General features: G+C 68.2%; 12 protein-coding genes. 9 read left to right on the plus strand and 3 right to left on the minus strand.

Annotated elements, in window-relative coordinates:
• Positions 1–8: 8 nt before the first annotated feature.
• Entirely contained in the window at positions 9–776 is a 768-nt protein-coding gene (locus E6C72_RS24640; protein WP_109084016.1) for an SDR family NAD(P)-dependent oxidoreductase, read from the minus strand.
• A 146-nt stretch (positions 777–922) separates the two neighbouring features.
• Between E6C72_RS24640 and E6C72_RS24645 the strand changes: the two genes are divergently transcribed.
• Positions 923–1,618, plus strand: a complete 696-nt coding sequence (locus E6C72_RS24645) for a TetR/AcrR family transcriptional regulator (RefSeq protein WP_109084015.1) — start codon at positions 923–925, stop codon at positions 1,616–1,618.
• On the opposite strand, the gene E6C72_RS24650 is transcribed toward E6C72_RS24645, so the two are convergent.
• A complete protein-coding gene (locus E6C72_RS24650) occupies positions 1,615–2,421 on the minus strand; it encodes a class I SAM-dependent methyltransferase (RefSeq protein WP_109084014.1) in 807 nt (268 codons plus the stop codon). The two genes, E6C72_RS24645 and E6C72_RS24650, sit on opposite strands and share 4 nt — an antisense overlap.
• A 190-nt stretch (positions 2,422–2,611) precedes the next feature.
• Positions 2,612–3,865, minus strand: a complete 1,254-nt coding sequence (locus E6C72_RS24655) for an MFS transporter (protein ID WP_109084013.1) — start codon at positions 3,863–3,865, stop codon at positions 2,612–2,614.
• Between the two features lie 108 nt (positions 3,866–3,973).
• Between E6C72_RS24655 and E6C72_RS24660 the strand changes: the two genes are divergently transcribed.
• From E6C72_RS24660 to E6C72_RS24695, 8 genes are all read left to right on the plus strand, one after another.
• Complete coding sequence (locus E6C72_RS24660; RefSeq protein WP_109084012.1) at positions 3,974–4,912, plus strand: LysR family transcriptional regulator; 939 nt, start codon at positions 3,974–3,976, stop codon at positions 4,910–4,912.
• A gap of 23 nt (positions 4,913–4,935) precedes the next feature.
• Positions 4,936–6,495: a threonine ammonia-lyase, biosynthetic gene (gene ilvA, locus E6C72_RS24665; protein WP_109084011.1), complete on the plus strand. Its 1,560-nt coding sequence runs from the start codon at positions 4,936–4,938 to the stop codon at positions 6,493–6,495.
• 91 nt (positions 6,496–6,586) lie between these two features.
• Positions 6,587–7,354: a FadR/GntR family transcriptional regulator gene (locus E6C72_RS24670; protein WP_247875459.1), complete on the plus strand. Its 768-nt coding sequence runs from the start codon at positions 6,587–6,589 to the stop codon at positions 7,352–7,354.
• 254 nt (positions 7,355–7,608) lie between these two features.
• Positions 7,609–8,790: a four-carbon acid sugar kinase family protein gene (locus tag E6C72_RS24675; protein ID WP_109084009.1), complete on the plus strand. Its 1,182-nt coding sequence runs from the start codon at positions 7,609–7,611 to the stop codon at positions 8,788–8,790.
• Positions 8,787–9,821, plus strand: a complete 1,035-nt coding sequence (gene pdxA / locus E6C72_RS24680; protein WP_109084008.1) for a 4-hydroxythreonine-4-phosphate dehydrogenase PdxA — start codon at positions 8,787–8,789, stop codon at positions 9,819–9,821. The genes E6C72_RS24675 and pdxA overlap by 4 nt, the downstream gene beginning before the upstream one ends.
• An 11-nt stretch (positions 9,822–9,832) precedes the next feature.
• On the plus strand, positions 9,833–10,969 hold the full coding sequence (locus tag E6C72_RS24685) for an iron-containing alcohol dehydrogenase (RefSeq protein ID WP_109084007.1): 1,137 nt from the start codon (positions 9,833–9,835) through the stop codon (positions 10,967–10,969).
• Positions 10,970–11,014: 45 nt separating this feature from the next.
• Positions 11,015–11,917, plus strand: a complete 903-nt coding sequence (locus tag E6C72_RS24690) for a dihydrodipicolinate synthase family protein (protein ID WP_109084006.1) — start codon at positions 11,015–11,017, stop codon at positions 11,915–11,917.
• Positions 11,918–12,017: 100 nt separating this feature from the next.
• Entirely contained in the window at positions 12,018–13,445 is a 1,428-nt protein-coding gene (locus tag E6C72_RS24695; RefSeq protein WP_109084005.1) for a sodium:solute symporter family protein, read from the plus strand.
• Positions 13,446–13,473 lie beyond the last annotated feature (28 nt).

Here is a 13,473-nt window from a genome sequence, read left to right on the forward strand (position 1 = left end):
TTTTCCTGCTAGAGCGAGGAGACGAGATGACCACCGTCGACGGTCAGTACCGACCCGGTCATATAGGCGCCGGCATCCGACGCCAGCAGAAGCAGCGGGCCATCCAGATCGGCCAGCCGGCCTAGCCGGCGCTGCGGGATGCGCTTGATCAGCGCCTTGCCGGCATCGCTGGCGAAGAAATCGGCGTTCAGTTCGGTCTCGACATAGCCGGGGCAGAGCGCATTGACCCGGATGCCGTATCGCGCCAGTTCCAGCGCCATCGCCTTGGTCAGATGAACCAACCCGCCCTTGGCTGCGACATAGGACGACAGCTGTCCCGCCACCCGCAGACCGAGGATGGAAGCGATGTTGACGATTGCCCCGCCCCGCTGATCGTCACGCATGCGCTGCGCCACCGCGCGCGCCACGCGGGCGCAACCGGTCAGGTTGGTGTCGACCACCCGCTCCCACTCCTCCTCACCCATGTCGAGGAAGGGGCGCGTGGCGGTGACGCCGGCATTGTTGACAAGGATGTCGATGCGGCCAAGCGCCCGCCATGCCTCCCCCACCGCAGCGGCGACCGAAGCGGGATCGGTGACGTCCATGGCGACCGTAAGAGCACTGCCTCCTGCCGCCTCGATCGCCGCGCGGGTTTCGGCCAACGCATCGGTCCGCCGGGCGGCCAGCGCCACCCGGGCGCCCGCCGTCGCCAGCGCGCCGGCGAAATGCCGGCCGAGACCGCTCGACGCGCCGGTGACCAGCGCCGTCCTGCCGGTCAGGTCGATGGTGAAGCCCATGCTTCCTCTCCTGGTGGGAATTTCTGCGGCAGTGGCGACAGGGGCGCGAACGGTGCGCTTGAAAAACGAGCGAGCGCTCGCTTTATATCTTCGGCAGCCATCATGTGCAAGAACCATCGGCAACGCGAACGGACAGGACAACCGGGATGATCAGCTTGCGGGAGTTCCAGGCACGGCATGATCTGTCGATGGAGGCGCTGTGCGCCCGCATCCTGGAACGGCACGCCGCGACCATCCGGGTGAAGAAGCCGGCGGTCGCCGTCGCAAATCTGGCGCGCATCGTCGAAACCACGCTGATGCTGGCAAACCGCAAGGGCTTCCATTCCATGAGCCTGCGCGACCTGACCGAACAGTCGGGGCTGAGCATGGGGGCGCTCTACGCCTATTTCGACAGCAAGGACACGCTGCTGATGATGATCCTGGGGCAGGTCGTCAGCGTGGTGGAGGAGGTGCTGGGCCACCCGCCAGAGGCGCTGGCGAACGATCCGGCAGGCCGGCTGCGCTGGCTGCTGCGCACACACCTGCTCCTGACCGAGACCATGCATCCCTGGTTCGTGTTCGCCTATATGGAGGCCAAGTCCTTTCCCAAGGAGGGGCGCGACCTTGCCGTCGGCAGCGAGATGATGACGGAAAGCATGATCGCCGACGCCCTGGCCGACGGCGTAGCCCGCGGCCTCTTCGCGGTGCCCGAGGTGACGATGGCCGCCGCACTGATCAAGCCGATGCTCCAGGACTGGTACGTGAAGCGCGCCAAGCATCGCCGCCGCGGCATCACGCCCGACCTCTATGCCGATCAGTTGATCGCCTTCGTCGAGGCGGCGGTGGGACTACGCCGGGCCTAGGCAATGGCCGTTACCACATGCGCCTGGCTCTTGCCGTCGATCGGGCCGTCGCCGAAATGCCGGGCGACGGCTTTGGCGGCGAGGGCCGTCACCTCGTCCAGACGGCTGGCGTCCCGCGCCTCGATCTCAAGGCGCATGGGCGTTCCCTGGCAAAAGCCTGTCGCCGGATCGACGGGCGAAGCGGCCCGGCTGCGCAGGGTCACCGTCTCGACTTCGATGCCGGTGAAGCCGGCGGCACGAAGCTCGTCGCGGATCCGCTCCCTGTCGTGGTAGCCGTGGGGCGTGCGGGCCATGAAGGCGGGCGGGTCGTCGGGAAATGCCGCCGCGACTGCGGCGTTGACGACGGCGGTGATCTCATTCTCCTCGATGCGGTCCCACACGCTGAACAGGAAGCGGCCACCTGGCCTCAGCACCCGGCGCGCTTCGGCGAAACCCGCCGGCTTGTCGGGAAAGAACATCACGCCGAACTGGCAGACCACCGCATCGAAAGCGGTACTCTCGAACGGCAGGTTCATGGCGTTGGCCTGCCGCCACGTCACCTGCGGCGCGTCCAGCTTCCGTGCCGCATGGTCGAGCATCGGCTGGTTGAGGTCCGTCGCGACGAGTTCGACGCTCGCAGGCAGGGTCTGGACCAGGGCGCATGTCACGATCCCGGTTCCGCGGGCCGTTTCCAGAATCCGGCCCTCGATCCCGGCCAGCCGTCCCGCCAGATCGCGGGCATAAGGTTGGAAGATGAGTGGACCGAGGTAACGGTCGTAGAGGGCAGGAATCGCCCCGGCGAATGCCTTGTCCAGTTCAGCCATGACGCCCCCATTCTGACATGTGGGATCGGCCAGCTTATTCCCCGCAGACGAGGGGGACGACGGCCATTTGGAGTCAGACGCATGCTCCTTGGATCGGCCGGTCGACGAAATCGCAACGGAAAAGCCCCCCGGCACCCTGCGTTGCCGCACGGGACCGGAGGGCTTCCAATCTATGAGAGATGCGGGCGGACTACCGGTCCGACCGGATGAACAGCCGCAGGATCAGGGCGCCGGCCGAGGCGGCGGTGGCGACGGCGACCACGCCGTTCCAGCCCCAGATATCCAACGCTTGGCTGCCCAGGGTAGCACCGGCGGCCATGCCGATGAACATGCCCACCATCAGCACCGCGTTCAGGCGGCTGCGGGCGGCGGGGTCGATGCCGTAGACGATGGTCTGGTGGGCGATCAACGAGGCCTGGACTCCCAGGTCGAAGCCGACGGCGCTGGCCACCAGCAGCCACAGGCGGCCACCCTCGGGCAGCAGCGGCGACAGGGCCATGGCGGCGAAGGACAGCACGGCCAGACCGGCACCCAGCCGGGTCATCAGGGCGGGGCCGCGGCTGTCGGCGATGCGGCCGGCGACCGGCGCCACCAGCGCCCCCGCCGCACCGGCCAGCCCGAAGGCCCCCGCCGCGGCGGCACCGAGATGGAAGGGCGCACCATGCAGCATCACCGCCAGCGTCGACCAGAAGGCGCTGAAGCCCAGCGACAGCAGGCCCTGCGCCATCGCCGCCCGGCGCAGGCCGGGATGGCGGCCCCACAGCGTGACCAGCGAGCCCAGCAATTCGCCATAGCCCAGATCCGTCGTCGGGGTGAAGCGCGGCAGCCCGCGCCACAGAGCGGCGCCCAGCAAAGCGATGCTGCCGGCGGCGGCGACGAACACGGCGCGCCAGCCGAACTGTTCGGCGATGAGGCCGCTGACCACCCGCGACAGCAGGATGCCCAGCAGCAGACCGGTCATCACCGTGCCGACCACCCGGCCGCGATGCTCCGCCGGGGCCAGCGTCGCGGCGGCGGGGACGATGTCCTGCGCCAGCGTCGCCGACAGGCCCATCACCAGGCTCGCCGCCAGCAGCCCGCCGATGGACGGGGCGAAACCCGCCGCCAGCAGGGCCGCGACCAGAACCGACACCTTCGCCAGGATGATGCGGCGGCGGTCGAAGCGGTCGCCCAGCGGCGCCAGCAGCAGGATGCCGAAGGCGTATCCCAGCTGGGTCAGCGTCGGCACCCAGCCCACCGTCCGGTCCGCCGCCCCGATGTCGGTGCCGAGCACGCCCAGCATCGGCTGGCTGTAATAGAGCGTCGCCGCCGCCAGACCGGCGCCGGCCGCCAGCAGGAAGACCAGCGGCCGGCTCATCCCGCTGTCATGCGCGGGCGCCAGGGGAATCTGGCTTGGCATCGGGGGTGTCAGCGACGACGCATGCGCGGCTTGAATGGTTGACATCGTTCGTTTCCCTCAAGAGCAGGCGTGGGCCTGATTGAGGGCGAGTATGGCGGCGGGCCGAAGGGCACGGTAGCCGGAGCAGGTGTAGATTTGCTATACACTGGACGTATGAGCAATGACCTTTCGGCGGTCGGCAGCGACCGCATCGCCCTGCTGGAGACCTTCGTCCGCATCGTGGAGAGCGGCAGCCTGTCGGCGGCCGCTGCACAGCTCGGCAGCACCCAGCCGACGGTCAGCCGGCGTCTGCAACTGCTGGAACGGACGCTGGGCGTCCGGCTGCTGCACCGCTCCACCCACCGGATGAGTCTGACGGAGGACGGCACCCGCTGTTACGAGCGGGCCAAGGACCTGCTTGCCGGCTGGCAGATGCTGGAAAGCGACGTCCGCGGAGCCGACGACCAGCCGACCGGCCACCTGAGGGTGGTGGCACCGCATGCCTTCGGCCAACAGCAACTGGTCGGGCCGGTGGCCGACTATCTGCGCCGCTATCCGCGGATGACGGTGGAATGGCTTCTGCACGACCGCATGCCGGACTTCATCGGCGAAGGGATCGACTGCGCCATCCGCGTCGGCGAGGTCGCCGACCCGTCGGTCGTCGCCCTGCGGCTGGCGGAAGTGCCACGGATCGCCGTCGCCGCCCCCGCCCTTCTCGGCGACGGGCCGGTGCCGCAGCATCCGAAGGAACTGGCTGAACTGCCCTGGCTGGCGTTGCGCACCTTCTACCGGGACGAGGTGACGCTGACCCATGCCGGCACCGGCGAGACGGTGAGTTTCCCGATCAGGCCGCGCCTGTCGACCGACGGGCTTCAGGCGGTGCGCAACGCCACGCTCCTGGGACTGGGCGCGTCGATCGCCTCGCAATGGGCGCTGGTGGAGGATCTGGCGGCGGGGCGGCTGGTGCATCTGGCGCCCGACTGGCAGGCGTCGACCCTGCCGGTCAGTCTGGTCTATCCGCCGGCCCGCCACCAGCCGGCCCGCCTGCGCCGCTTCATCGAGGTGATGCGCGTCGCCGTGCCAATCGCCTTTCGCACGGTGCAGGCGCCATAGCGAAAGACCGCGACAACTTTGCTATGTTGCCCGCGACCTGTTCTGGAAGGCCGATGTCCATGCAAGAGTATGTCCGCAAGATCCTCACCGCGCGCGTCTACGACGTGGCGATCGAAAGCCCGCTCGATCCGATGCCGCGGCTGTCGCAGCGCCTGAACAACATCGCGCTGCTGAAACGTGAGGATCTGCAACCCGTCTTCTCCTTCAAGCTGCGCGGCGCCTACAATAAGATGGTCGGCCTGTCCGCCGCCGCGCGGGAGCGCGGGGTGGTGTGCGCGTCGGCCGGCAACCATGCCCAGGGTGTGGCGCTGTCGGCGCAGAAGCTCGGGATCAAGGCGGTGATCGTGATGCCGCGGACGACGCCGGCCATCAAGGTCCAGGCGGTCAAGAGCCGCGGCGGCAAGGTCGTGCTGCATGGCGACGTCTTCGACGATGCCTATCTCCATGCCCGCCAGATCGAGGCGGAGAAGGGGCTGACCTTCATCCACCCCTATGACGATCCCGACGTGATCGCCGGCCAGGGCACCGTCGGCATGGAAATCCTGCGCCAGCACCCGCACCCGCTGGACGCCATCTTCGTGCAGATCGGCGGCGGCGGGCTGGCCGCCGGGATCGCGGCCTATGTCAAGTTCCTGCGCCCCGACGTGAAGGTGATCGGGGTCGAGCCGGACGACGCCGCCAGCATGGGCGCGGCGATTGCAGCGGGAAAGCGGGTGCAGCTGGACCAGGTCGGGCTGTTCGCCGATGGCGTCGCCGTGCGGCAGGTCGGCAGCGAAACCTTCCGGCTGTGCAGCGAGCTGCTGGACGAGGTGATCACCGTCAACACCGACGAGATCTGCGCCGCGGTCAAGGACATCTTCGAGGACACCCGCGCCATCACCGAACCGTCGGGCGCGGTCGGTCTGGCCGGCCTGAAGAAATACGCCGGGCGCGAAGGGTTGCAGGGCAAGGGGCTGGTGGCGATCGGCAGCGGCGCCAACATGAATTTCGACCGGCTGCGCCACATCGCCGAACGGGCGGAGATCGGCGAACGGCGCGAGGCCCTGCTGGCCGTCACCATCCCGGAGCGGCCCGGTGCCTACCGGCAGTTCATCCAGGCGCTGGGCAAGCGGTCGATCACCGAGTTCAACTACCGCTATGCCGACGACCGCGAGGCACAGATCTTCGTCGGCGTGCAGCTGACCGAAGGCGACGCGGAAAAGCGCCAGATCATCGAACTGCTGCGCGGACTGGACTGCCCGGTGCTGGACATGAGCGACAACGAGATGGCGAAGCTCCATGTCCGCTACATGGTTGGTGGCCGGGTGCGCGGGCTGAAGGACGAGTTGCTCTACCGCTTCCAGTTCCCGGAACGGCCGGGCGCCCTGCTGAAGTTCCTGAACGGCTTGGCGCAGGAATGGAACATCTCGCTGTTCCATTACCGCAACCACGGCGCCGACTATGGCCGCGTGCTGGCCGGCATCCAAGTGCCGGAGAAGGACCGGGCGCGGTTCCGGCGCTGCCTGGACGATCTCGGCTACCCCTGCTGGGACGAGAGCGGCAACCCGGCCTACCGGCTGTTCCTGGCCGAACCGCAGTCTTGATAAGCTGGCCGCTCCCTAAAAGCTGGCAAGTTGGCTGTTACATGTTTACAAATAGCTGACAGCACGCAGCCGGCGGATGGGGAGCGACAGGATGGAGTCCAGCGAAAGCAGCGCGGTGGTGGCGGACGGCGGGGAGGGAGCCCAGATGCTCCGCACCCGCCAGACGCCGCTGGTCACGCGGGTCTACCAGCTTCTGCTGGCCCAGATCAGCGCCGGCGATTTCCAGCCCGACGAGCGCCTGCCCGGCGAGAATGATCTTGCCGCCCGATTCCAGGTGTCGCGCCCGGTGGTGCGGGAGGCGCTGAAACGGCTGCGGAATGATGGGCTTATCTATTCCCGTCAGGGCGCCGGCAGCTTCGTCCGCGTCGCGGCCGAGGAAAGCCAGCCGGTGCTTGGCTATGCCCCGGTGGAAACGATCGCCGACATCCAGCGCTGCTACGAGTTCCGGCTGACCATCGAGCCGGACCACGCCTATCACGCCGCCTTGCGCTGGAACGACGCGGCACTCGACCGCATCGCGGCGGCGCTGAGCCTGATGGACGACGCGACCCGCGCGCACCGCCACCGCGAGGACGCCGACTACGCCTTCCACACCGCCATCGCCGAGGCGACGAACAACCACTATTACATGTCGTCGATGCAGGCGCTGAAGGATCACATCTCCGTCGGCATGAAGTTCCATGGCGTCTCGCTGATGGGGCCGAGTTCCGGCCTGACGGGCGTGTATGACGAGCATCGCGGCATCTTCGACGCCATCCGCCAGCGCGACGGCGAAACAGCGCGGGCGCGGATGCGCAAGCATCTGGAAGGGTCCCGCGACCGCGTGTTTGAAGGGCGTGCCCTGGATCTGTCGCTGTAAGTGCCTGCCTGTTGCAGTGCAGGAAGAAGCCTCTCTCCCCGGGGAAGACGGGGATTGCCGTCAAACCCCAACATGTAAACATGTTATAGCCTCAAACGAGCCAAAATCGCGGCCTCATGCCGCCAACAACATTACAACATATTGACATCTCCGCAGCGCTGTGATGGAGTGGGTCATCGTCAAGGGCGGTGGGAGCGCCCGGCAGCGGCTCGTCGGTTCAAGACGGCCGCCGCTCAAAAGGATGGGGACCACCCATGGACAGTCTGGTTCCACATGCGGGATCACCGACACTGGCATCGGCGGCACGGCATCCGTGCCTGATCGCCGACGACCTGACCGGGGCGCTCGATACCGCCGCCCAGTTCGCTGTCATCACCGGCCCGATTCCCGTCTACTGGCAGAGCCTGCCCTATCCTGCCCTGTCGAATGGCCTCGCCTTCGACAGCGGCACGCGCGAAGCGAGCCGGGATCAGGCGCGCCGCCGGGTGGCCGCCATTGCCGCCGGTCTGCCGCGCACGCCCGGCACGCTCCATTACGCCAAGCTCGACAGTCTGCTGCGCGGCCATGCCGGGGCGGAAATCGCCGCCTGGATCGACGCCACGGCCCCCGATCATGTCATCATCGCCCCCGCCTTCCCCTATCAGGGCCGCATCACCCGCGGCGGCGTCCAGCTCGCCCGCGGCGAGGACGGGCGCAGTTGGACGCCCGCGGCAAGCGACCTGCGCGCCGATCTGGAACGGGAGGAACTGCCCGTTCAGCTCCGTTGCCCCGGCGCGGCTGTGCCGGCGGGCATCAGCCTGTGGGATGCGGAGACCGACGCCGACCTCGACGCCATCGCCGCGGCGGGCTTGGCGTTGAAGGACCGGGTGCTGTGGTGCGGCAGCAGCGGGCTGGCTGGCGCGCTTGCCCGGCAGATGGGCGTCACTGACGACGAAACGAAACTCCGGTTGCCGCGGCCGATCCTGGGGCTGTTCGGCACCAACCATCCGGCGATGCTGGCCCAGCTCGACGCCTGCGCCGAACATGTGCTGACGCTGCCCGACGGCGGCGCCACCACCGCGACGGTGCTGTCGCAGCGGCTCGACCATGAGGGTATCGCCCTTGCCGTCCTCGCCCTGCCCGAGGGGCTGGCCCGAGCGGACGCGGCGCACCGGATCGAATGGGAATTCGCCCGGCTGGTCCGCCAGATCGATCCGCCCGGCACGCTGCTGGTGGCGGGCGGCGAGACCCTGCGCGGCCTGTGCCTGGCGCTTGAAGCCGACCGGCTCGACCTCGACGGCCATGTCTGGCCGGGGGTGCCCTGCTCCATTCTGCGCGGCGGACGCTTCGACGGGGTCCGCGTCATTTCCAAATCGGGCGCGTTCGGCGACCCGGCGCTGCTGCGCCGGCTGCTTGCGCTGGCTGCGCCGCAACATCATCAGGGAGAACAAGCATGACACCGCATCTGGCCATCACCATGGGCGATCCGGCCGGCGTCGGGCCGGAGATCATCGTGAAGGCCTGCGCGCGTCTGAAGGACCGGCTGGCCGACGGCTCGCTGCGCCTGCTGGTCATCGGCAGCAACCCCGCCCTCCATGCGGCGCGCGATGCGCTGGGCAGCGACCTCGACTTCCCCGAGGTGACGGATGTCGACGGCGAATGGCCGGCGCTGGCCTGCCTCCAGGCCGGGCCGGAGGGCGAGCCGATCCGTCCCGGCGTGCTGTCGGTCGACGGCGGCCGCTTCGCCTATCTGGCGGTGGAGCGCGCGGTGCGGCTGGCCGAAGCCGGCCGCATCCACGGCATCGTCACCGCGCCCCTGAACAAGGAGGCGATGAACAAGGCCGGCTATCACTATGCCGGGCACACCGACCTGCTGGCCGAACTGACCGGCGCGCGCGGCTCGGTGATGATGCTGGCCCACGGCAACATGCGGGTCAGCCACGTCACCACCCACATTGCGCTGGAGGACGTGCCGAAGAAGCTGACGCCGGAGCGGCTGCGCTACGTCATCGACCGCACCGACGAGACGCTGGCCGGTCTCGGCCTGCCGCGCCGCCGCATCGCCGTCGCGGCCCTCAATCCGCATGCCGGCGAAGGCGGGCTGTTCGGCCGCCAGGACATCGAGGTGACGGAGCCGACCATCGCCAAATGCGTTGCCGACGGCCTCGACGTCGTTGGGCCGGTACCGGGCGACACCATCTTCGTCAAGCTGCGCGCCGGCCAGTATGACGCGGTGGTCGCCATGTATCACGACCAGGGGCACATCCCGGTCAAGCTGCTGGGCTTCAACGTCAATCCGGAGACCGGCACCTGGGACGCGCTGAGCGGCGTCAACATCACGCTCGGCCTGCCGATCATCCGCACCTCCGTCGACCACGGCACCGCCTTCGACATCGCCGGCAAGGGAATCGCCAACGAGCTGAGCCTGATCGAGGCCATCGACTACGCCGAAAAGCTGGCCGCCGCCCGCGTGCGCACGGCGGCCTGAGGAACCTGACCATGAACACCATCGACCTGACCACGCCCATCGAGCTGCTCCGCCCGGCCCGCGTCGTCTTTGGCGCCGGCACGGCGGATGAGACCGGCCGCTGGGTGCGAGGGCGCGGGCTGACCCGCATCCTGGTGGTCGCCGACGCCTTCAACGCCGCCCGCGTCGAGCGGCTGGGGCTGGAAGGTGCCGTCACCGTCTTCGCCGACATCAGGCCGGAACCCGACGTTCCCAACCTTGAGGCGCTGCTGGCCGTCGCCGAACGGGTGGAGCCGCAGGTGGTGATCGGCTTCGGCGGCGGCAGCGCCATGGATCTGGCCAAGCTGGCCGCCGTCCTGCCCGGCAGCGGCCAGACCATCCGCGACGTGGTCGGACCGGAGAAGGTCGCGGCCAAGCGCGCCGCCCTGGTCCAGGTCCCGACCACCGCCGGCACCGGCAGCGAGGTCGGTACCCGCGCGCTCGTCACCGATCCGGCGACCATGAGCAAGCTGGCGGTGCAGAGCGTCCACATGCTGGCCGACGTCGCGGTGGTCGATCCCGACCTGACCTTGAGTGTGCCGGCCGCCGTCACCGCCGCCACCGGCGTCGATGCGCTGGCCCATTGCGTGGAGGCCTACACCAACCGCAAGGCGCATCCGCTGATCGACCTTTATGCGCTGGAAGGCATCCGGCTGGTCGGCCGCTTCCTGCCGCGCGCCATTGCTGACGGCAGCGACCGCGAGGCGCGGGCTGGCCTGTCGCTCGCCTCCTTCTATGGCGGCATCTGCCTGGGTCCGGTCAACACTGCCGCCGGCCATGCCGTCGCCTATCCGCTCGGCACCCGCCACCACATCCCGCATGGCGCCGCCAACGCGCTGATCTTCCCGCATGTGCTGGCCTTCAACGCGCCGGCCGTCCCGACCAAGACCATCGCCGTGCTCGACGCGCTGGGAATGAAGCCCGCCACCGATCCGGCCCTGGTGTTCCAGGCGGCCCATGACTGGTGCGTGGCGCTCGGCTGCAAGATGAAGCTGTCGGAGTTCGGCGTGCCCGAGGCCGACCTGCCGCAAATGGCCGAGGAGGCGCACGCCATCCGCCGGCTGCTCGACAACAACCCGCGCGATCTCAGCCGCGAAGACATCCTGGGCATGTACCGCGCCGCCGCCTGACGGCGCGGCGCGACGGTCATCCCGTTCGTTGAAAGGTCAAACTCCATGAGCAACACCAGCGGCACCAAGATCGGCGGTCCCTTCGTCGCGATCGTCACCCCCTTCGACAGCGACGAGCGCGTCGAATTCGCAGCGCTGCGACGGCAGGTGAAGCGGCAGGCATCCGCCGGCAACGGCGTCTTCTGCGCCGGCACCAACGGCGAATTCTACGCCCTGTCTTTCGACGAGAAGCTGGCGGTGGCGGAGACCTGCGTCGAGGCCGCCGATGGCAAGGTGCCGGTACTTGCCCATATCGGCGAGATTTCCACCCACCAGACCATCGCGCTGGGCAAGGCGGTCCAAAAGCTGGGCGTCAAGGCGGTCTCCGCCATCACGCCGTCCTTCATCGCCTGCTCGCAGGCCGAGCTCGTGGATCATTACCGCCGCGTCGCCGACGCGCTGACCGTGCCGGTCTATCTCTACAACATCCCGGCGCGCACCGGGAACACGCTGGAGCCGCAGACCGCCCGCATCCTGGCCGACCATCCCAACATCATCGGCATCAAGGACAGCGCCGGCTCGCAGGAGAGCCTGGACGGCTTCCTCGCCATCGCGCGCGAGCGTGACGATTTCGACGTGCTGGTCGGGCCGGATTCACTGGTGCTGCATGGCCTGCGCAATGGGGCCGCCGGCTGCATCTCCGGTCTCGGCAACATTGCGCCGGTGACGCTGAACGGCATCCACGCCGCCTTCGTGGCCGGCGACGCCGACGCAGCGGACAGGCACCAGACCCATTTCAGCACGCTGCGCAAGGAGCTGTACGCGCTGGGCTTCCCGCCGGCGATGGTCAAGCGCGCGCTCCGCAGCGCCATGCCGGAGGTCGGTTTCAGCCGTGCCCCGGTGCTGATCGCCGACGAGATGGACGCCCAAATCAAGGCGCTCGCGGCCCGCTATGCCGAAGCGGTGTGACGCTGTTCCGCACCGCGTGGCGCCGCGACGCGACAGGCCGGCGCCAGATCATCGAACAACACCGAAGGCGGACCCATCCGCCCGTTAGGGAGACCCGTCCATGAATCACTTCACCAGTGGAGAAAGTGCGCTCATCCTGGGGATCGTCGTCCTCTACATCCTCTTCACCTCCTGGCTGACGGTGCGGCTGCGCAGCCGCAACAACGGCGAGTTCATGAATGCCGCGCGCTCGATGCCGGCGGCGGTCGTCGGCGTTCTGCTGATGTCCGAGTTCATCGGCGCCAAATCCACCGTCGGCACCGCCCAGGAAGCCTTCACCTCCGGCATGGCATCGGCATGGTCGGTTCTGGGCGCCTCCATCGGCTTCCTGCTGTTCGGCCTGTTCTTCGCCAAGCGCATCTATGGCTCGGGCGAATACACCATCTCCGCCGCCATCGCGAAGTATTACGGCACCTCCACCATGCGGACGGTGTCGATCATCATGATGTATGCGCTGCTGCTGGTGAATGTCGGCAACTACATCAGTGGTGCCGCCGCCCTGTCCACCGTCATGAACCTGGACCTGACCTGGGCGATGGTCATCATCGCGGTGGTCAGCACCTTCTACTACGTGTTCGGCGGCCTGAAGGGCATCGCCTACGTCACCATCCTGCACAGCGCCATCAAGCTGATCGGCATCGCCCTGCTGCTGGGCACCGCGCTGTCGCTCAGCGGCGGCATCGCCCCGATGGTCGAGAAGCTGCCGGCCCACTACTTCACCATCGACGGCAAGATCGGCATGCCGACGATCTTCGCCTGGGTCATCGGCACCGTCGGCGCCATCTTCTCGACCCAGTTCGTCATCCAGGCGATCTCGTCCAACCGCAGCGCCGGCGAAGCCCAGCGCTCCGCCATCTACGCCTCGATCTTCTGCCTGCCGCTGGGCATCATGCTGGCGCTGATCGGCGTCACCGCCCATTACCTCTACCCCGACATGAAGAGCCTGTATGCGCTGCCGGTGTTCCTGGACGCCATGCACCCGCTGATGGCCGCCGTCGTCACCACCTCGCTCGTCGCCTCGGTGTTCGTCAGCGTCAGCACGGTGGCGCTCGCCATCGCCTCGCTGGCGGTGCGTGACTTCTACGTGCCGTGGAAGAATCCGACGCCGGAACAGCAATTCCGCACCACCCGCATCCTGTCGCTGATCATCGGCTTCCTGCCGCTGATCTTCGTCTTCTTCGTGCCGGAAATCCTGAAGCTGTCCTTCTTCACCCGGGCGCTGCGCCTGTCGATCACGGTCGTCGCGATGATCGGCTTCTTCCTGCCCTTCTTCGCCAGCAACCTGGGCGCCACGCTGGGCCTGCTGGGCGCCACGGTCAGCACCACCGTCTGGTATGTCCTGGGCAACCCCTACGGCATCGACAACATGTATGTCGCCCTGCTGACGCCGATGGCGGTGATGGTGGTGGAGCGTCTGGTCCGCGGCCGCAGCGCCCCGGCGATGGTCGCCGCCCCGACACAGGCCCCGCCACAGGCCGAAGCGCGGTGACAGGTTTTCCCTCATCCTCCGTTTTCAT

This window comes from Azospirillum sp. TSH100 (assembly GCF_004923295.1).
Lineage (GTDB): Bacteria > Pseudomonadota > Alphaproteobacteria > Azospirillales > Azospirillaceae > Azospirillum.

Coding starts and splice junctions, on each gene's coding strand:
- E6C72_RS24690 (WP_109084006.1), top strand. CDS start 11,015: ATGAGCAACACCAGCGGCACCAAGATCGGCGGTCCCTTCGTCGCGATC.
- E6C72_RS24650 (WP_109084014.1), bottom strand. CDS start 2,421: ATGGCTGAACTGGACAAGGCATTCGCCGGGGCGATTCCTGCCCTCTAC.
- E6C72_RS24685 (WP_109084007.1), top strand. CDS start 9,833: ATGAACACCATCGACCTGACCACGCCCATCGAGCTGCTCCGCCCGGCC.
- E6C72_RS24640 (WP_109084016.1), bottom strand. CDS start 776: ATGGGCTTCACCATCGACCTGACCGGCAGGACGGCGCTGGTCACCGGC.
- E6C72_RS24675 (WP_109084009.1), top strand. CDS start 7,609: ATGGACAGTCTGGTTCCACATGCGGGATCACCGACACTGGCATCGGCG.
- E6C72_RS24660 (WP_109084012.1), top strand. CDS start 3,974: ATGAGCAATGACCTTTCGGCGGTCGGCAGCGACCGCATCGCCCTGCTG.
- E6C72_RS24695 (WP_109084005.1), top strand. CDS start 12,018: ATGAATCACTTCACCAGTGGAGAAAGTGCGCTCATCCTGGGGATCGTC.
- pdxA (WP_109084008.1), top strand. CDS start 8,787: ATGACACCGCATCTGGCCATCACCATGGGCGATCCGGCCGGCGTCGGG.
- E6C72_RS24655 (WP_109084013.1), bottom strand. CDS start 3,865: ATGTCAACCATTCAAGCCGCGCATGCGTCGTCGCTGACACCCCCGATG.
- E6C72_RS24645 (WP_109084015.1), top strand. CDS start 923: ATGATCAGCTTGCGGGAGTTCCAGGCACGGCATGATCTGTCGATGGAG.
- E6C72_RS24670 (WP_247875459.1), top strand. CDS start 6,587: ATGGAGTCCAGCGAAAGCAGCGCGGTGGTGGCGGACGGCGGGGAGGGA.
- ilvA (WP_109084011.1), top strand. CDS start 4,936: ATGTTGCCCGCGACCTGTTCTGGAAGGCCGATGTCCATGCAAGAGTAT.